Below are 18080 nucleotides of genomic sequence, written 5' to 3' on the forward strand. Positions count from 1 at the left end.
CCGCCCGGCGCTCAGGATTCGGCCGGCGCATTGGTGCGTTTGCCGTAGCGGTTGGGTCCGGGATCACTTTTGAAAAAAGCCAGAATGACAAGGAGAATGGCGCCGACGATGAGAGAGATCAATGCGTAGTAGGTAGGCTTGCCGAAATCATGGAACCGCTTCGCCGTTAGCGCAAAGGTCGACCATGTCGAGACGACCACAGCGATCCACCAGGCGAGCGCCCAGTACTGACTTGCAGCAGTGCCCAGCGGCGTTCGCGAGAACTGGTAGAGCAGGAAAAGCTGAGTGAGGAGCGGCAAAAGACCCGCCAAAACATAGGCGCTGGGGTTCACTCGCCCGGAAAGGCTGAAGAAAAGCCATAGAAATCGAGGTCTGTCGAGCAAGCGGGTAGGTCCGTTTTTTTGAAAAGATCAATCGCGAAGCAGTTCATTGATCGAGGTTTTGGAACGGGTCCTGGCATCGACCCGCTTGACGATGACGGCGCAGTAGAGGCTCGGACCGGGCTCGCCATTGGGCAAAGGCTTGCCGGGCATCGAGCCGGCGACAACGACGGAATTGGCTGGCACTTCGCCGTAGAAAACCTCGCCGGTGGCACGGTCGACGATCTTGGTCGACTGGCCGATGAAGACGCCCATGCCGAGTACCGAGCCTTCGCGCACGACGCACCCTTCAACCACTTCGGAGCGTGCGCCGATGAAGCAGTTGTCCTCGATGATGGTCGGGCCGGCCTGCATCGGCTCCAGCACGCCGCCGATGCCGACGCCGCCCGACAGATGCACATTCTTGCCGATCTGGGCACAGGAGCCGACCGAGGCCCATGTGTCGACCATGGTGCCGCTGTCGACATAGGCGCCGACATTGACGAAGGACGGCATCAGCACGGCACCTGGCGCGACGTAGGCGGAGCGCCGCACGATCGATGACGGCACGGCACGGAAACCTGCCTTCTCGAAGTCGATGGCGCTCCAGCCGTCGAATTTCGACGGCACCTTGTCCCACCACACGGCCTGGCCCGGACCACCCTTGATGATCTCCATCGGGTTGAGTCGGAACGACAGCAGCACCGCTTTCTTCAGCCACTGGTTGACATGCCATTTGCCGTCGGCCTGGCGCTCGGCAACGCGGACAACACCCCGGTCGAGCAGGTCGAGCGCCGCCTGGATGGCGTCGCGCGCTGCGCCGCGGGTTGCCGTCGAAATCGTCTCGCGTTCCTCGAAGGCGGTTTCGATGGTCTTTTCGAGGCTCGCCAGATCGGGCTTTGACATGAATTCGCTCCATTACCAAGCTGTTAAGGGGCCGCACCTTAACCTGTTTTGAAAGTCGCCGGACCCTATGTGAAGGCTTGGTGAGGGTCAATCGCGGCTGCGTCGCGGGACGGCGCAACTGAATAATTGGACGGGTAGGTAATATGACTCCTATGGAAAAGGCGGGGTGGACGCCGCTGCCGCATTCGGACGAGGATCTGGAGCGGTCGAAAAGCGTGCCGGACACGCCGCAGACGCGTGCCGAGACCTACCGGTTGGCGTGGAACGATCCCGACTTCATGACACGGCGCGAATTGCGCGCGGTCAGGCTGCAGCTCGAACTGTTAAAGCCGGAGATGATCCTGGCCGAGCGCGGCATCGGCTCGACCGTCATCCTGTTCGGTGGGGCGCGCATACCCGAGCCGGGCGGTGAAGCCTGGGCGGCCAAGAACGAGACGCAGAAGGAAAACCTCGAGAAAAACAGCAAATATTACGAGGAAGCGCGAAAATTCGCCCGGCTCTGCTCGCAGCAGTCGGCCACCTCCTATTATCGCGAATTCGTCGTGGTGACAGGCGGCGGACCCGGCGTGATGGAAGCCGGCAACCGCGGCGCCGACGATGTCGGCGCCCCGTCGATCGGCCTCAACATCGTGTTGCCGCACGAGCAGGCGCCGAATGCCTATGTGACGCCGGAGCTCTGTTTCAACTTCCACTATTTCGCGGTCCGCAAGATGCATTTCGTCATGCGCGCCAAGGCTGTCGCGGTGTTTCCCGGCGGCTTCGGCACGATGGACGAATTCTTCGAGACGCTGACCCTGATCCAGACCGGCCGCATGGAGCGCGTGCCGGTGATCCTGTTCGGCAAGGCTTTCTGGAAACGGGCGATCGATCTCGATTTCCTCGCCGAGCAAGGCACGATCACCCCTGGCGACCAGGACATCATCGATTTCGTCGACACCGCCGACGAAGCCTGGGGGATCATCAGCCGCTTCTATCAGCTTTAGGCCGCGGGCTGCGGTATCGATCCGGCTTTACGAAGCAACGGCTCAGGCGGTGATGTCGACGATCGCGGTGAGGAATTCGGCAAGATCGTCGGTGACGAAATCCACATCGTCCTCGTGGCCCGGGTCACGTTCCCAGATTTCCGAGAAGGTCGGCTCGAAGTTGCGCGGCACGACCAGCACCGTGGTGATGCCCAGCGATTTCGGCACGGACAGGTTGCGGGCCAGATCCTCGAACATCACCGCATTGTGGCCGGTGACCGCGTGGAGTTCCGCGAACTTCTCGTAGGTCTGGCGGGCCGGCTTGGGGTTCAGCCCGGCAGCGACGATATCGAAGATGTCGTCGAAATGATCGAGGATGCCGAGTTGGCGCGCGGTGCGTTCGGCATGCCTGCGGTCGCCATTGGTGAAGATGAACTTGCGGCCGGGAAGCTGGCGGATGGCGGTGCCGAGAACGGGATCGGGAACCAGCCAGGAATAGTCGATGTCATGGACCTTCTCGAGAAAGTCGTCGGGATCGATGCCGTGGCGCGCCATCAGACCGTTCAGCGTCGTGCCATATTCCCGGTACAGTTCCTTCTGCAGCTTGCGGGCATCGTCGCGTGGCAGCGTCAGCAGTTCTCCGACATAGGCGGTCATCTTTACATCGATCTGCGAGAACAGGTTCGAATGGTGCGGATAGAGGGTGTTGTCGAGGTCGAACACCCAGTCGGTGACATGGGCAAAGCGGGCGGGATCCGGGAGCGTGGTCATGCAACCCCTTATGGCACGAAACAATGCTTTTGGCAGAGGCTTTATCCACAACTTATGCGCGTCATGGGTGGCGAAAAACGCGCGATGGTTCAAATTTTAGGCATCGCCGAAAGGTGCCATTCAGGGCTTGCTGGCACACAGACGGTCCAGGGGGAACCAGCGATGAGCCGCATATTTCTGAAGTCTGCCGCCGTCGCTTTCGCCTCCCTCGCAGTCTCGCTGTTGTTGACGCTGATCGTCGTTCCGGCAATGGGCTTTCCGATCAACCGCACGATCTGGCTGACGTCCACGGTCTGCCCGCTGGTGCTCGCCTGGATCGCCAGCGCCTACACGTTCTGGCAGGGCGAGAGGTTGAAAGGCGCTCATCGCGACCTCGCCCGCGCTCATGCCCAGCTCGCCGCTGCGCATCGGCGCCTGTCGGAGAAGGCAAGCCGCGACGACATGACCGGCATGCTCAACCGCGAGAGCTTCTTCGCCGCCCTCGAGGCCACCCGGCGTAAATCCGATCGCGGTGCGTTGCTGATCATCGACGCCGATCACTTCAAGCTCATCAACGACAGCTACGGCCATCTGACCGGCGACGATGCGCTGCTCCTGATTGCAAGCGCGATCGAGCGCGGCGTGCGCAGCGGCGACGTGATCGGCCGCATCGGCGGCGAGGAATTCGGTGCGTTTCTGGTCGGCGCCACCGAACAGGAAGCCAAACGCGTCGCTGAACGCATTCGCCGTGAAGTCGAGCTGATCCGCTTCCGTCCCGTCGATGAGCGGGTCATACCCCTCACCGTCAGCATCGGCGGTGTCACCTGCGGCGAGGATGCCGGCGTATCGGATCTGATGCGTGTCGCCGACCGCCGCCTTTACCAGGCCAAGGATCGCGGCCGCAATCTGACCATCCTGGACAGGGACGTTTCCGAAGCGGCCTGAACGGTCCCATCTTCTCGGCTTCCGGCCTACCGATGGATCGTCATTCCAGCGCGCCACCAATAACGCCCGCGCCGATCGGCTGCGAGCGTCCGCGTCTGGCCAGCGTCTAAAGTTTTGCCGGGTCGAGCGCCGGCTTGCCCTTGTGGCGTCCGATGATCGCTGCCATGTCGGCGACGTTGTGGAAGGCATCGCGCAAAACGTCGAAGGACGGCAGCACGAAATAGGCGCGCTGGAACTTGTCGATCTCATAGCTGGTGCGCATTACCGTTTCCAGATCGAAGGGAACATGATGCGCGTCCTTGCTTTCAACCGCGAATTGAAGTTCGGCAAAGGACGACATCAGCCCGGCGCCGAAAGCCTTCAACGGTTGGCCGGCCTCCTGGATCAGCCCGTACTCGACGGTGTACCAGTAGAGGCGGCTGATCATCTCGTCGCCGCCGAGCGCGATCAGATGCTCGGCCTTCTCGCCATACATCTGCATGAAATCGGCAAAGACCGGCTGGGTCAGCACCGGCACATGGCCGAAGAAGTCGTGGAACATATCCGGCTCGACGATGTAGTCGAGCTCTTGTTTCGTCCGCAGCCAGTTGGTCACCGGGAAGCGCCGGGCGGCCAGGTGGACGAAGAAGGCCGGTGCGGGAATGAGGCCCGGCACAGCGACGATCTCCCAACCGGTAAGCTTGCGCAGCTTCTCGCTGACCACACCGAAATCCGGAATCTTGTCGAGCAGGCCCAGCGTGGCGACGCCGTCGAGATAGGACCGGTGTGCCAGCTTTTTGGTAAGCTTCGTCTGGCGGTCGCACAAAGTACGCCACACCGCCTGCTCGTCAGCTGTGTAGTTGTAGCTCTGCTCAACGGTGAAATCGGCACGGCAGACCGAATAGTCGCCGCGAAGGCCTTGCGCCGCGCATTCGCGGGCGTAATCGGCAACGTTCATCGTCATGGCTGTTCTCCCTGGAAATCACGACTAACATTTTGAAAGTTTAGCCGGATCCGGTGAGGCAAATCCGCTTTGATGATGGCTCGAACGGGCGATTTGAGGTAAAAGCCACCACAGTAAAGCTGCAGGAGAGTGAAAGTGCCTCAGTTTGACGATTTTGAGATCAAGATGCTCGATATCTTGCAGCGCGATGGGCGCAAGCCTGTGTCCGAACTGGCCCAGGAGATCGGCCTTTCGACGACGCCATGCGCGCGCCGCTTCGAGGCTCTTCAGAGCGCCGGCATCATCAAGCGCTTTGCCGCTGTGCTCAGCCGCCGCGCCATCGGCCTGATGGTCGAAGTGTTCATTCAGGTGCGCCTGGTCACCCACAGCGACGGGTCGCCCGAAACCTTTATCGCCGCCGTCCAGCGCATGGACGAGGTGTCGTCGTGCTGGACGATGACTGGCGACTACGATTTCCTGCTGCATGTGATGGTGCCGTCGGTCGACGAGCTCAACGCCTTTGTCATGCACCGGCTGATGCGGCTCGACGGCGTGCGCGACGTCCACACGCAGCTCGTGCTGCAGAACATCAAGGGGCCGGGCCACGTGCCGCTTGGGCACCTCAGGCGATAAGTTCGCCCTGACGCCTGCTCAACCCTGGATTTCTGGCCGACAAGTTGCAGCCTGCGCTCAAGGCACGATCAGTGTGCCGGCGCCGTGTTCGGTAAACAGTTCGAGCAGCACCGAATGCGGCGTCTTGCCATTGAGGATGACGACGCCTTCGACGCCGCGTTCGATCGCATCGATGCAGGTCTCGACCTTGGGGATCATGCCGCCCGACACCGTGCCGTCCTTGATCAAGGCCTTTGCCTCGGCGACGGTCAGTTCGTCGATGAGCTTCTTGTTCCTGTCGAGCACGCCGGGCACGTCGGTGAGGAACAGAAGGCGTGTCGCCTGGCAGGCGCCGGCGATGGCGCCGGCGAAGGTGTCGGCATTGATGTTGTAGGTGTGGCCGTCACGGCCCGGCGCCACCGGCGCCAGCACCGGGATCATTTCGGACCGCGCCAGAAGGTCGAGCAGGGTGCGGTCGACCTCGACCGGCTCACCGACGAAGCCGAGATCGAGCACACGCTCGATGTTGGAGTCCGGGTCGATCATGGTCTTGCGCGCCTTTTCGGCGAAAACCATGTTGCCGTCCTTGCCGCACAGGCCGATGGCCCATTCGCCCTCGGCATTGATCAGCGCGACGATCTCCTTGTTGATCGAGCCGGCCAGCACCATCTCGACGATCTCGACCGTCTTCTGGTCGGTGACGCGCAATCCGCCCTCGAACTTCGATTCGATGCCCATCTTGCTCAGCATGGCGCCGATCTGCGGCCCGCCGCCATGCACGACGATCGGGTTGACGCCGGATTGTTTGAGCAGCGCGATGTCGCGGGCAAAGGCCTTGCCGAGCGCGATGTCGCCCATGGCGTGGCCGCCATACTTCACCACCACCGTCTTGTTCTCGTAGCGCTGCATATACGGCAGCGCCCTCGAAAGCAGCGCGGCCTGCATTTCGGGGGTGGCGGCGAGGTCCGTCATTCGGCTTGGTTCCCAGCTTGGCATGAACGGCGGCGTCTTAGCGGGAATTGGAGCAGGGGGCAAACGGCTTTGCTGTCACGTCAGGTGAAATCGGCCTGCTTTCATCCCGGGCACCTGCAGTGGCGCCCGCCGCGTCAGCCATCCCGAAATCTTTTCCATTTGCGCGGCGAGGGACAACAAGGTCTCCTCGTCGCCGGGGCGGCCGGCGGCCTGGATGCCGAGCGGCAGGCCGGCATCGGTGACATGAACAGGCAGCGCGATCGACGGCTGGCCGCTGACGTTCTGGATTGCCGGCCAGTGGGTGAACCACAGGCTCTTGTCCATCAACTGACCGAACAGCGGCTTGAATTTCAGCAAGCGGGCAAGCCGCAGCCTGTCGATCATTTCTTCCAGGAACGCATCTGTGCCTTTTGGATCCATCGCGCCGCAGGCGAGTGGCGGATGCGCGATGACAGGCATCAGCACGGCATCGTACCGCGCGGTCTCGATGATCAGCCGGCGCGACGTGGCATGCAGCCGCTGCAGGCTGGCATAGATCTCGCCGGCTGAAAGGACTTCGCCGAAGGCGCTCATCACCCGCGTGGCGCGTTCGATATCACCCGAAATGGAGCGGCCGACGCGCAAGACCTCGCCGCGCATCGTGCCGGCCACCGCCGCGGCGACGGTTCTGGCGAAATCAGCGATGAAATCGCGATCGATATAGGGCAGGTCGATCTCCTCTATCGTATGGCCGCCTTCGCGCGCCAAAGCTATCGCAGTGTCCAGCGCCGCCAGCGTCTCGGCCGATATCGGCAGGCCGAGCGGCGATTTCCGGTAGACCGCCAGTTTCAGCTTGCCGGGGTCACGCACTGCTGCGGCGGCGAAAGTTCCTTTCGGCGTCGGCGCCGCATACGGCGACAGCGGATCGGGCCCATGCGTCAGGTCGAGCAGCAAGGCCGAATCACGGACCGAGCGGGAAACGGCGTGGTCGATGACCAGGCCGTACCAGCTTTCGCTGACCAGCGGCGTCAGCGGCACGCGGCCGCGCGAGGTTTTCAGCCCGACCAGCCCGGTGCAGGCGGCGGGAACGCGAATCGAGCCGCCGCCGTCCGAAGCATGTGCCACCGGCACGACGCCGGCCGCGACCAGCGCCGCCGCACCTCCAGACGAACCGCCGCTGGTATGGGCTGTATTCCATGGATTGCGGGTGATGCCGAAAGCGGCGGATTCGGTCATCAGCCTCAGCCCATGTTCGGGCGAGGTGCTGGTGGCGATCGGGACGAGGCCGGCGGCCAGATGGCGTTCGGTCATCACCGAGTCGAAATCGGCAACGAAAGCCGGAATGCGGCTGCCGCCGTGCGTCGGCACGCCTTTCATGGCGATGCCGAGATCCTTCAGCGCGAAGGGCACGCCGGCCAGCGGCAGCTTGCGGTCGATGGTTTTCGCCCGCGTCCGCGCCGCCTCGTAAAGCGGCTCGGCGATGGCATTGATGTCCGGGCGAGTGGCCTCGGCCCGCGCAATCGCCGCGTCGACGAGCTCCTGCGGCGAGATTTCTCCTTTGCGCACCAAGCCAGCCAGGCCGGTAGCGTCATGTTCCCACAGGGCCCGTTCGACCGACATTCTTGCTCCCCCAACTATCGGCAAGCTAGAGCATCGGATGCAAAAGTGGAAACCCGGTTTTGGGAAAATCCGATGCTCAAAAAGGTCGGCTCTTTCTCGTCAACGGAAGCCAACGGCGCTCCCGGTGCACAGGAACGCTTCCGTGGTCGCAATACATTGCAATTGCCTAATTTGGGCAATTGCTTAATTTGGCAGCCGATGACGCCGCAGGACATCAGCAACCTGATCGTCCGGACTTCAATGAAGGACCGGGCTGCGTTCGATCTGCTCTACCGGCAGACCAGCGCGAAACTTTTCGGCGTCTGCCTTCGTGTATTGAAGGACCGAGGAGAGGCGGAAGAGGCGCTGCAGGAGGTCTTCGTCAAGATATGGACGAAGGCCGACCGTTTCGCCGTTTCGGAGCTAAGCCCGATTTCCTGGCTGGTGGCAATTGCGCGCAATCACGCGATCGATCGGATAAGGGCGCGGCGAGAGCCTGCTGCCTATATCGACGCTGCGCTCGACGTTGCCGATCCGGCGCCGGGACCGGAGGCTGCGGCTGTTGCGGGCGGTGAATCCGGGCGCATCTATCGTTGTCTCGACGAATTGGAAAAGGACCGGGCGGCGGCCGTCCGAGGCGCTTATCTGGAGGGCGAAAGCTATGCCGAACTGGCGGCGCGCCATGACGTGCCGCTGAACACGATGCGGACCTGGCTGCGGCGCAGCCTGTTGAAGCTCAGAGAGTGTCTTGAAAGATGACGCGGGCAGAGGATGACGGACCGGAATCTGGGGGCGACGACCTGTTTGCCGCCGAATACGTTCTTGGCGTCCTGGCCGCGGACGAACGCGAGATTGCGTCACGCCGCATCGACGCGGACGCCGCTTTCGCGCACCTTGTCGATGCCTGGGAGGCGCGTCTTTCGCCGATGGCCGACGCCTATCCGGAGACAGAGCCGCCGATCAGGGTCAAGGAGGCATTGGATCGCCGGCTGTTCGTTGCAGAGCCTCGCGCCGGCCTCTGGTCAAGCCTTGCCTTCTGGCGCGGTCTTGCAGCCGCTTCCGTCGCGGCGTTGGCGATCTATATCGCCGTGCCGTACCTCAACCCGCCGGCTGAGCCGCCGCGGCTCATCGCCTCGCTGGCTGCCGATGGCAGCGACGTCAGATACCTCGCCGTCTATGATGCCGCCCGTCGCGAGGTCGGCCTGTCGCATGTCTCCGGCGAGCGCGCCGCCGGCAAGGATTTCGAGCTTTGGATGATCGAGGGCAAGAATGCGCCGGTCTCTATGGGCGTCATCCCGGCCGGCCAGACCGCGCGTATGACCATCTCCCCGGCCGTGCAGCAAAAACTTGCGCAAGGCGCCGTGCTTGCGGTCAGCCTTGAACCGACCGGCGGTTCGCCGACCGGCCAGCCGACCGGCCCTGTGGTCGCTGCGGGCGATCTGAAGAGCATCTGATCGCCCCTGTCTGCTAATCACCCCTGTCTGCCGATTTTTCGAGAAGATTTTAAATCTATCGCCTGTGGTGACTTTAGCGGGGAAGCATGCAGGCTGTAAGAGTCCTGCCCTGAAAATCATGCTCGCCGTTATAAAAAATAAAATTTTCTCCTGAGCGGGCGAAACTCGGGCATTTATCCCCCGTATCTCCTTGCGCCCCAAAGAGGGGAAGAAATAAACTGAGGAGATAGAAATAATGCGTAAGTTCGCCACCCTTTTGCTTGCCGGAACGGTCGCCGTCTCCGCGCTCGCCACCGCCGCCTATGCCGAAAATCCGATGGTCGGCGGCGCCGCCATGTATGCCACCCGGAACATCGTCGAGAACGCCGTCAATTCGAAGGATCACACGACGCTGGTCGCGGCCGTCAAGGCCGGCGGTCTCGTCGACACGCTGCAGAGTGCCGGTCCCTTCACCGTGTTCGCGCCGACCAACGAGGCCTTTGCCGCCCTTCCGGCCGGCACCGTCGATACATTGCTCAAGCCCGAAAACAAGGACAAGCTGGTCAAGATCCTGACCTGCCACGTCATCGGTGCCAAGGCGATGGCCGCCGACGTTGCCAAGATGGCCATGGACGATGGTGGCGCGCACAAGGTCAAGACGGTTGGCGGCTGCGAGGTGACGCTCAAGGCCGAAAACGGCAAGGTCACCGCGACCGACGAGAACGGCAATGTCGCCAATGTGACCGTCGCCGATGTCGAGCAGTCGAACGGCGTCATCCACGTCATCGACAAGGTTCTCCTGCCGAAGATGTAACGAAGCGGGCGTCGCCAGCGAACATATGGCTGAGGCTCCATGCCCGAGTGCGCGGGTTTCCGCTTGCGTGACCCGCGCAATCGACAAGCGTACACTCCGCACCGTCCGCTGTAAGCGTGGGGCAGGTGCGGAGTGCCCGGTGTCGGGAGCTGGCCGTCACCGGCTTTTGATTTCCATGTGACGGTCGAATTTGGCAGACGGATAGAAGGAGGAATGGTGATGATCCGGCGCGACTTTCTTTGGAGCGGTGCCGCTGTGGCATTGTTGGCAGGCACGGCGGCAGCGCTGCGCATCGGCCGGCCGCAGGATGCACACGCGGCCGAAACCTTCGAGGTCACCAAGACCGAGGCCGAGTGGCGCGCCATCCTGTCCGACGCGGCTTTCAACGTGCTGCGCAAGGAAGGCACCGAATATCCCGGCACCAGCCCGCTGCTCAATGAACATCGCAAGGGCATCTTCGCCTGCGCCGGCTGCCACCTGCCGCTCTATTCCTCCGAAACCAAGTTCGATTCCGGCACCGGCTGGCCGAGCTTCTGGCAGGAGATTCCCAACGCCGTCGGCATGACCGTGGACAGGTCGCTGGGCATGACCCGGACCGAGGTCCACTGCCGCCGTTGCGGCGGTCATCTCGGCCATGTCTTCGACGACGGCCCGCCGCCGACCGGCCTGCGTCATTGCATCAACGGTGTCGCCTTGACCTTCAAGCCGGCCACGGCCTGACCCACAGCGCCGCGTCCTTAGGGCGCGCAAAGTTGCTCAATCAGTGTCCGCCGCCTCCGCCCGCCGGCTCGGCCGGCTTGCGGATGACCATGGTGAAGATCGCCAGCGTCGCGAATAGCGCCGTCAACAAATAGAACACGTCCATGAAGGACAGCAGCGAAGCCTGCTGCTGGACCATGCCGGACAGTTTGGAGATCGCCGCCTTGGAGGCGTCGAGGCCGGCATTCTGCTGGAAGTCGAGCGTCATGTTCTGCAGCCTGGTCTGCGCCTCGGCGCTGCCCCATTGCACATGCTCGGCCAGCCTTGCGTAGTGGAAGGCGCTGCGATCGATCAGCACGGTGTTGATGACGGCAAGGCCTACGGCACCACCGAGATTGCGGGTGAGGTTGAACAGACCGGATGCATTCTTAAGCCGGTCAGGCGGCAGCGTTCCAAGCGCGATGTTGTTGATCGGCACCATGCACAGCATCATCGAGGCGCCGCGCAGGATCTGCGGCACCAAAAGCTCCCAGAAATCCCAGTCTGCGGTCAGATAGGTCATCCGCCAGGTGCCGGCAGCGAAGCCGAAGAAGCCGATCATCATCATCAGCCGCGGATCCATCTTGCGCGACAGGATGCCGGAAATCGGCGCTGTGACGAACATCGCCAGGCCGCTGACGAACAGCGCCTCGCCGATCATCAGGGAGTCGTAGCCGCGGATGCGCCCCAGATACACCGGATAGAGATAGGTCAGGCCGTAGAGGCCGATGCCGATGACGAAGGAGAACAGCGAGCCGAAAGCGAAGTTGACGTTGGCGAAGGCCTTCAGGTCGACGATCGGCTCCTCGGCAGTGAAGGCGCGCCAGAAGAATAGCACCGCGCCGGCCGTCATCAGGATGGCGCAGATGAACACGGCCTGGTCCTGAAGCCAGTCGTTGTTGGGACCTTCCTCGAGCACAAATTCCAGCGAGCCGAGGAAAGCCGCCATGCCGGCGAGGCCCCACCAGTCGAACTTGCGGAACAGGCTGAGATTGGGCTTGTCGAAGTCGATCAGCGACCATGCGGCTGCGGTCACCATGATGCCGGGCACCACATTGATCAGGAACAGCCAGTGCCAGGACATGGCATGGCTGATATAGCCGCCGACAGTCGGGCCGATGGTCGGCGCCAGCGTCGCCACCAGGCCGATCATCGGCGACACCATGGCACGGCGCGACGGCGGGAAGATGGTGAAGGCGGCAGCGAACACGCTTGGGATCATGCCGCCGCCGATAAAACCCTGGACGGCGCGGTAGACGATCATCTGGTCGATGTTGGTGGCGGTCGCCGCCAGCGCGCTCGCGGCGGTGAAGCCGGCCGCGGAGACGGTGAACAGCACACGCGTCGACAGCATCCGGCTGAGAAAACCGGACAGCGGGATCATGATGACTTCGGCGATCAGATAGGCGGTCTGCACCCACGGAATTTCGTCGGAGCTGGCGCTCAAGCCGGCCTGAATCTCGGCCAGCGAGGCCGAAACGATCTGGATGTCGAGGATCGCCATGAACATGCCGAACACCATCGCCAGGAAGGCGATGATGCGGCGTGTGGGAATGGTATCAGGCGTAGCCGGCCTCGCCGGCGGCGATCCTGCTGTCGAGGTTGCGGTTGCCACGGCATTGCTCCCAAGCGGCCGCTCAGTTCGACGCCGAAGGTGCGGTGCGGCTGTCGACGGCGACGACGACGCTGAGGCCGGCGCGCAGCTTGCCTGTCTTCAGCACATCCGCCGGCACGTCGATGCGAACCGGGACGCGTTGCACGACCTTGGTGAAGTTGCCGGTGGCGTTTTCCGGCGGCAGCAGCGAGAACACCGCGCCGGATGCCGGCGCCAGCGACGAGACGGTGCCTTCGAAATCCTGGCCGTCGATCGCGTCGACCGAAATCCTCACCTTTTCACCAGGCACCAGCCGGGCAAGCTGGGTCTCCTTGAAATTGGCGACGATATAGAGCTTGTCCATCGGCACGATGACGGCGAGCTTCTGTCCAGGGCTGATCAGGTCGCCCTGCTCGACCGAGCGGTTGCCGACGACACCGTCATAGGGCGCGCGCAGCACGGTGAAGGACAGGTCGCGTGCGGCCTTGTCCCTGGCAAGCTGCAGCGACGCCAGCGTGCTTGCCGTCTCCGCGCGCTGCGCTTGGAGCACACTGATATTGGCCTCAGCCGCCGCGATCTGGGCGTCGGCACCGACAAGGGCGGCATTGGCCTGCTCGAACGCGGTCTGGGCATCGTCCAGTTGGGCCTGGGTGCCGACATGTGTCTTGAGCAATTGGGCGGCGCGCGCTTGGACACGCGCCGCATTGGCGGCGGCGGCCTGGTCGGCGGTCTTCTGCGCCTGCGCCTGCTCGAGCGAGGCGCGCGCCGCCTCGGTCTGGGCGTCGATACGATCGAGCGTCTTGCTCAAGGTGGCGATCTGCGCCTCGGCCTGGGCGACCGCTATTTTGTAGTCGCCATTGTCGACGACCAGCAGCGGGTCGCCGGCCTTGACCTGCTGGTTCTCGGTCACCTTGACCTGATCGACATAGCCGGAAATTTTCGGCGAAATGAACGCCATGTCGGCCTGGACATAGGCGTCGTCGGTGGAGATCATGAAACGCCCGTCGGCCCAGTAATCATAGCCATACCAGGCGCCTGCGCCCAGCAAGCCAAGCGCAAGGATCGGCAACAGAAAGGAGCGTGCCGAGCGTTTCTTTTTGGCCGGCGCCTCGGCCGGAGGGCTTGTTGCGGGTTCAGTCGGTGGGTTCGGCGCTTCGATTGCCGGCGCAACCTTGGCGTTGGGGAAGGGACGGACTTCGGCGGTTGGGGTCGCGTTCGAGGACATGGCATCTCTCTTGGCATCGCTAGAAACCGGGCATCAGACTGAACCGTTCGGTTCGATGTTGACGTTGACTTAGCGCGGTGAGAGGCCCATATCAAGGATGATCGAACCGATCGGTTCGAATTTTTTCGAGGTGTGACGTTATGACCGAGCCCGACAAGGACCAGTGCGATCTGCTGGATGGCCTGCGTCGCGGCCGCCCGGCGGCGGGACAGGACCCGGTCAAGCGCAACCAGATCATCGAGGGCGCGCGTCGTGTCTTCATCGACAAGGGCTTCGAAGCGGCGTCGATGAACGACATCACCCGCGAGGCCGGCGTTTCCAAGGGCACGATCTATGTCTACTTCGCCAACAAGGAAGAGCTGTTCGAGGCGCTGATCGAGGAAGAGCGCGGCACGATCTTCAAGAACATGTACGATCTGCTCGACCGCGCCGACGATCTTCGCGAGACGCTGGTGAAGTTCGGCAAGGTGCTGTCCCTCAAGATCACCTCGGCCAAGGTCGTCCAGGCGCAGCGCACCGTGATCGGCGCGTCCGACAGGATGCCCGAACTTGGTGCGCGTTTTTACGAACGCGGCCCGAAACGCGGCCACGACAAGGTCGTTGCTTTTCTCAATGCCGCCATCGAGCGCGGCCTGCTCGAGATCGACGATGTCGATCTTGCCGCCTATCAGTTCACCGAACTGTGCCTGGCGGGTCTTTTCCGTCAGTGCATATTCGCCTACCGCACCAAAGCCCCGAGCCAGGATGAAATCGACCACATCGTCAGGTCGGGCGTCGGCATGTTCCTGAAGGCTTACGGCACCGAAAGGCTTGCCACGGAAGAAAGCACCCAGACGATCGCCCTGGAGGCAAAGTCCTAGAGCATTTTGCAGCCAAGTGGAATCACTTGGCGTCGCAGAAATGCGGCTAAAAACAAATAGATAGAGCGGGATGCCAGTTCAATTTGAACGCATCCCGCTCTAGCCGCCATTGGCCGCCAGCACGATCGCCGCGCGCAATTCCTCGAGGCCCTCGTTTTTTTCCGACGACGTGGCGAGGACGAACGGAAACGCCGCCGGCCGCTTCTTGATCTTCTGCAGTGTCTCTTCGACCAATCGCGGCACGCCGGCCGCCTTGATCTTGTCGGTCTTGGTCAGCACGATCTGATAGGACACCGCCGCCTTGTCGAGCAGCGACAGCACTTCGTCGTCCTTGGCCTTGATGCCGTGGCGGGCGTCGATCAGCACGTAGACGCGCTTCAGGGTGACGCGGCCCTTGAGATAGTCGAAGACGAGTTTCGTCCAGTCGTCGACCTTTTCCTTGGGCGCAGTGGCGTAGCCGTAGCCCGGCATGTCGACCAGCGCCATCGGCGGCAGGTCGGCGCCTTCGCCGGAAAACCCGCCCGGAACGAAATAGTTGAGTTCCTGCGTCCGCCCTGGCGTATTGGACGTGCGCGCCAGTCCCTTCTGATTGACCAGCGCGTTGATCAGCGACGATTTGCCGACATTCGAGCGGCCGGCAAAGGCGATCTCCGGCGGTCCTTCCGGCGGCAGGAACTTCATCGCCGGCACGCCGCGGATGAATATCCACGGCCGCGTGAACAGCTCGATGCCGATCACGGACTTGTTCAACGCGTTCAAACCGCTGCCTCCAGAACAGAAATATCGGCGCCACGAATGGCATTGAGGTTGCGGCTGATCTTTTCCACCGGCCAATCCCACCACGCCGCCGCCAAAAGCCGCCGGATGGTCCTGTCGTCGAAACGCATCTTAACCACCTTGGCCGCATTGCCGGCGACGATCGCATAGGGCGCCACGTCATGCGTCACCACCGACTTTGCCGCAACGATGGCGCCATGGCCGATCGCCACGCCGGGCAGGATCGCCGCTTCCATCCCGATCCATACATCATTGCCGATCACTGTGTCGCCGCGCAATTCCTTCGACCAGGTCGCCGGATCGAAACCCTCTTCCCAGCCATGACCGAAGATGTTGAACGGATAGGTCGAAAAGCCGGACATGGCATGATTGGCGCCGTTCATGATGAAGCGCGCGCCCTCGGCGATGGCGCAGAACTTGCCGATGATCAGCCGGTCGCCGATGAATGGATAGTGATGAAGCACGCATCGCTCGGCGAATTTGTCCGGCCCGTCCGGATCGTCATAATAGGTGAAGTCGCCGATCTCGATGTTCGGCGCCGTGACCAGCCCCTTCAGGAAGCCGACGCGGCTATGCATCGGGATCGGGTGCTTGATGTTGGGGTTGGGTCCGATCATGGTCTGGCTCCATCGACGAAACAGCAGGTCAAATAGCGCGATCCGCCCGGCAGCACCGACCGCGTGCGCAGCGGATCATCCTTACCTGTTCATCGACGGGAACGCGCTCCTGAAACGACAGCGGAGCTTATAGGGCGCGGCGGCGTCTACCGCCGCGCCGGGCTTTCCTGGATTCGGCAGGCAGCGCCGTCTATTCCGCCGGCGACGGTTTCTTCCGGAACAGTGCGACCAGATTGTCCCACAATTCGATCTTGGCGCCCTGCCGCTTCATGATCACGCCTTGCTGGATGATCGAAAGCAGATTGTTCCAGGCCCAGTAGATGACGAGGCCGGCCGGAAAACCCGCCATCATGAACGTGAAGACCACCGGCATCCAGGTGAAGATCATGGCTTGCGTCGGGTCCGGCGGCGTCGGGTTCATGCGCATCTGCAGGAACATGGTCAGGCCCATGATCAGTGGCCAGACGCCGATCATCAACATATCCGGCAGCGCGATCGGGATGAGGCCGAACAGGTTGAAGATCGAGGTCGGATCGGGCGCCGCCAGATCCTGAATCCAGCCGAAGAACGGTGCGTGCCGCATCTCGATGGTGATGTAGAGCACCTTGTAGAGCGCAAAGAAGACCGGGATCTGCAGCGCCACCGGCCAGCAGCCGGCGAGCGGATTGATCTTCTCGGTCTTGTAGAGCTCCATCATCGCCTGTTGCTGCTTCATCTTGTCGTCCGCGTATTTCTCGCGGATCTCGAGCATCTTGGGCTGCACCTTCTTCATGTTCGCCATCGACGCGTAGGACTTGTTGGCGAGCGGATAGAAGGCGGCCTTGACGACGACGGTGGTGGCCAGGATGGCCAGGCCGAAATTGCCGAAGAATTTGTACATCGTGTCAATCAGGTAGAACATCGGCTTGGTGATCCAGATGAACCATCCCCAGTCGATCAAGCGGTCGAACAGCCTGATATTGCGGTCTTCGGCATAGGCGTTGACCTTGGCGACTTCCTTGGCGCCGGCGAAGATTTCGCTCTCGACCGTCGCCGACTGGCCGGCATCGACGGTGATCGGGTCGGTGAGGAAGTCGGCTTGGTAGCGCGGGCGGCCGTCCTCGAAATAGGCGTAACGCGGCTGGAACTGCTGCTTCTCGGTCGGCACCAGCGTCACCGCCCAGTATTTGTCGGTGATGCCCAACCAGCCATCGGTCGACTTGCTCGGCGTGAACTGCTTGTCCTCCTCGATCGACGAATATGTGTGTTCCTGCAGGCCTTCCGTGCCGGTGACGCCGATCAGCCCCTCATGCAGCACATAGATGCTGGCAACGGCAGGCTTGTCGAAACGCGTGACACGGCCGTAATTCGACAGCGTGACAGGAGCTGAACCCGAATTCTGCACCGTGTCCGAGACGGTGAACATGTAGTCGCCGTCGACGGAGAAGGTGCGCTTGAAGGTCAGGCCCTTGTCGTTGGTGAAGCTCAGCGTGACCGGGGTCGCCGGGGTCAGCGTCGCATTGCCGTCGACGGTCCACGCCGTTTCCGGGCCCGGCACCGTGCCGGTCTTGTCGCTGCCGATAAAGCCGATCTCGGCATAGTAGCCCGTAGGCAGCGCTGCCGGGTTGAGCAGTTCGATCTCGGGCGAGTTCTTGTCGACCGTCAGCCTGTAGTGCTTGAGCTTGAGGTCGTCGAGACGGGCGCCGGTGAGATTGATCGAGCCCTCCAGGCTCGGCGTGTCGATCCTGACGCGCTCCGTCGACGCCAGCGCCTGCTCGCGGCTGGCCAGCGTCGTGCCGTCGGTTCCAGGTGCATTGGGTGCATTAGGAATGGCGCCTTGCTGCGGCACCGGCGTTTCGCTGCCGCCCGGACTGGCGGCTTCGGCCGCCTTCTTCTGCTCGGCTAGCCGCTGCTCTTCGATACGGGCCGCCTCGCGTTGCGCCTCGCTGTGCGGCAGCACGTAAAAATACTGCCAAAGCGACAGGATCAGCACCGACAGCGCGATGGTGATGAAGAAGTTCCGGTTGTTTTCCATCG

Annotated in this window: 19 protein-coding genes; 8 read left to right on the forward strand and 11 right to left on the reverse strand. The window is 62.5% G+C overall.

Features of this window, described 5'->3' with window-relative positions; translation table 11 throughout:
* Positions 1-11: 11 nt before the first annotated feature.
* Together BLT09_RS21540 and dapD are read right to left on the reverse strand one after the other, a co-directional pair.
* A complete protein-coding gene (locus BLT09_RS21540) occupies positions 12-383 on the reverse strand; it encodes a DUF805 domain-containing protein (RefSeq protein WP_027152133.1) in 372 nt (123 codons plus the stop codon).
* Positions 384-410: 27 nt separating this feature from the next.
* Entirely contained in the window at positions 411-1265 is an 855-nt protein-coding gene (dapD, locus tag BLT09_RS21545; RefSeq protein ID WP_091596393.1) for a 2,3,4,5-tetrahydropyridine-2,6-dicarboxylate N-succinyltransferase, read from the reverse strand.
* A 143-nt stretch (positions 1266-1408) separates the two neighbouring features.
* Here dapD and BLT09_RS21550 point away from each other — a divergent pair, with 143 nt between their 5' ends.
* The gene (locus tag BLT09_RS21550) at positions 1409-2248 is read left to right on the forward strand and encodes an LOG family protein (RefSeq protein ID WP_023801573.1); all 840 of its coding nucleotides are present in this window, start codon (positions 1409-1411) and stop codon (positions 2246-2248) included.
* 42 nt (positions 2249-2290) lie between these two features.
* Here BLT09_RS21550 and BLT09_RS21555 read toward each other — a convergent pair whose 3' ends face one another.
* Positions 2291-2998 carry a pyrimidine 5'-nucleotidase gene (locus BLT09_RS21555; RefSeq protein ID WP_091596395.1) on the reverse strand — a complete coding sequence of 236 codons (708 nt, stop codon included), beginning with the start codon at positions 2996-2998 and terminating at the stop codon, positions 2291-2293.
* Positions 2999-3160: 162 nt separating this feature from the next.
* On the opposite strand from BLT09_RS21555, the gene BLT09_RS21560 reads away from it, so the two are divergent.
* Positions 3161-3922, forward strand: a complete 762-nt coding sequence (locus BLT09_RS21560; RefSeq protein WP_023801575.1) for a GGDEF domain-containing protein — start codon at positions 3161-3163, stop codon at positions 3920-3922.
* A 106-nt stretch (positions 3923-4028) separates the two neighbouring features.
* Here the strand turns inward: BLT09_RS21560 and phhA are convergent, their stop codons facing one another.
* On the reverse strand, positions 4029-4865 hold the full coding sequence (gene phhA, locus BLT09_RS21565) for a phenylalanine 4-monooxygenase (RefSeq protein ID WP_091596399.1): 837 nt from the start codon (positions 4863-4865) through the stop codon (positions 4029-4031).
* 135 nt (positions 4866-5000) lie between these two features.
* Here phhA and BLT09_RS21570 point away from each other — a divergent pair, with 135 nt between their 5' ends.
* Entirely contained in the window at positions 5001-5477 is a 477-nt protein-coding gene (locus tag BLT09_RS21570) for an Lrp/AsnC family transcriptional regulator (RefSeq protein ID WP_023801577.1), read from the forward strand.
* 57 nt (positions 5478-5534) lie between these two features.
* Here BLT09_RS21570 and argB read toward each other — a convergent pair whose 3' ends face one another.
* Together argB and BLT09_RS21580 are read right to left on the reverse strand one after the other, a co-directional pair.
* Positions 5535-6428 (reverse strand): acetylglutamate kinase, encoded by an 894-nt coding sequence (gene argB, locus BLT09_RS21575; RefSeq protein ID WP_091596402.1) that lies wholly within the window; start codon positions 6426-6428, stop codon positions 5535-5537.
* A 75-nt stretch (positions 6429-6503) separates the two neighbouring features.
* Positions 6504-8027, reverse strand: coding sequence for an amidase (locus BLT09_RS21580; RefSeq protein WP_091596405.1), 1524 nt, complete (start codon positions 8025-8027; stop codon positions 6504-6506).
* Between the two features lie 198 nt (positions 8028-8225).
* Here BLT09_RS21580 and BLT09_RS21585 point away from each other — a divergent pair, with 198 nt between their 5' ends.
* The 4 genes from BLT09_RS21585 (at position 8226) to msrB (ending at position 10973) form a co-directional block, all read left to right on the forward strand.
* Entirely contained in the window at positions 8226-8765 is a 540-nt protein-coding gene (locus tag BLT09_RS21585) for a sigma-70 family RNA polymerase sigma factor (RefSeq protein WP_027152128.1), read from the forward strand.
* Positions 8762-9460: an anti-sigma factor gene (locus tag BLT09_RS21590; protein WP_091596408.1), complete on the forward strand. Its 699-nt coding sequence runs from the start codon at positions 8762-8764 to the stop codon at positions 9458-9460. Before BLT09_RS21585 ends, BLT09_RS21590 begins: the two co-directional genes overlap by 4 nt.
* A gap of 235 nt (positions 9461-9695) precedes the next feature.
* Positions 9696-10253, forward strand: a complete 558-nt coding sequence (locus BLT09_RS21595) for a fasciclin domain-containing protein (RefSeq protein WP_091596413.1) — start codon at positions 9696-9698, stop codon at positions 10251-10253.
* Positions 10254-10472: 219 nt separating this feature from the next.
* Positions 10473-10973, forward strand: a complete 501-nt coding sequence (msrB, locus tag BLT09_RS21600) for a peptide-methionine (R)-S-oxide reductase MsrB (protein ID WP_091596538.1) — start codon at positions 10473-10475, stop codon at positions 10971-10973.
* A gap of 40 nt (positions 10974-11013) precedes the next feature.
* On the opposite strand, the gene BLT09_RS21605 is transcribed toward msrB, so the two are convergent.
* On the reverse strand, positions 11014-12546 hold the full coding sequence (locus tag BLT09_RS21605) for a DHA2 family efflux MFS transporter permease subunit (protein ID WP_236473624.1): 1533 nt from the start codon (positions 12544-12546) through the stop codon (positions 11014-11016).
* 82 nt (positions 12547-12628) lie between these two features.
* Positions 12629-13810: an HlyD family secretion protein gene (locus BLT09_RS21610; protein WP_091596419.1), complete on the reverse strand. Its 1182-nt coding sequence runs from the start codon at positions 13808-13810 to the stop codon at positions 12629-12631.
* A gap of 140 nt (positions 13811-13950) precedes the next feature.
* On the opposite strand from BLT09_RS21610, the gene BLT09_RS21615 reads away from it, so the two are divergent.
* The gene (locus BLT09_RS21615) at positions 13951-14670 is read left to right on the forward strand and encodes a TetR/AcrR family transcriptional regulator (RefSeq protein WP_091596422.1); all 720 of its coding nucleotides are present in this window, start codon (positions 13951-13953) and stop codon (positions 14668-14670) included.
* A 99-nt stretch (positions 14671-14769) separates the two neighbouring features.
* Here BLT09_RS21615 and yihA read toward each other — a convergent pair whose 3' ends face one another.
* The 3 genes from yihA to yidC form a co-directional block, all read right to left on the reverse strand.
* The gene (yihA, locus tag BLT09_RS21620) at positions 14770-15429 is read right to left on the reverse strand and encodes a ribosome biogenesis GTP-binding protein YihA/YsxC (protein ID WP_091596425.1); all 660 of its coding nucleotides are present in this window, start codon (positions 15427-15429) and stop codon (positions 14770-14772) included.
* Complete coding sequence (locus BLT09_RS21625; RefSeq protein WP_091596428.1) at positions 15426-16064, reverse strand: CatB-related O-acetyltransferase; 639 nt, start codon at positions 16062-16064, stop codon at positions 15426-15428. Before BLT09_RS21625 ends, yihA begins: the two co-directional genes overlap by 4 nt.
* A 190-nt stretch (positions 16065-16254) precedes the next feature.
* Positions 16255-18078 carry a membrane protein insertase YidC gene (gene yidC, locus BLT09_RS21630; protein WP_091596431.1) on the reverse strand — a complete coding sequence of 608 codons (1824 nt, stop codon included), beginning with the start codon at positions 18076-18078 and terminating at the stop codon, positions 16255-16257.
* Positions 18079-18080: the final 2 nt, after the last annotated feature.

It is taken from the genome of Mesorhizobium muleiense, from assembly GCF_900099905.1.
GTDB classification, from domain to species: Bacteria; Pseudomonadota; Alphaproteobacteria; order Rhizobiales; family Rhizobiaceae; genus Mesorhizobium; species Mesorhizobium muleiense.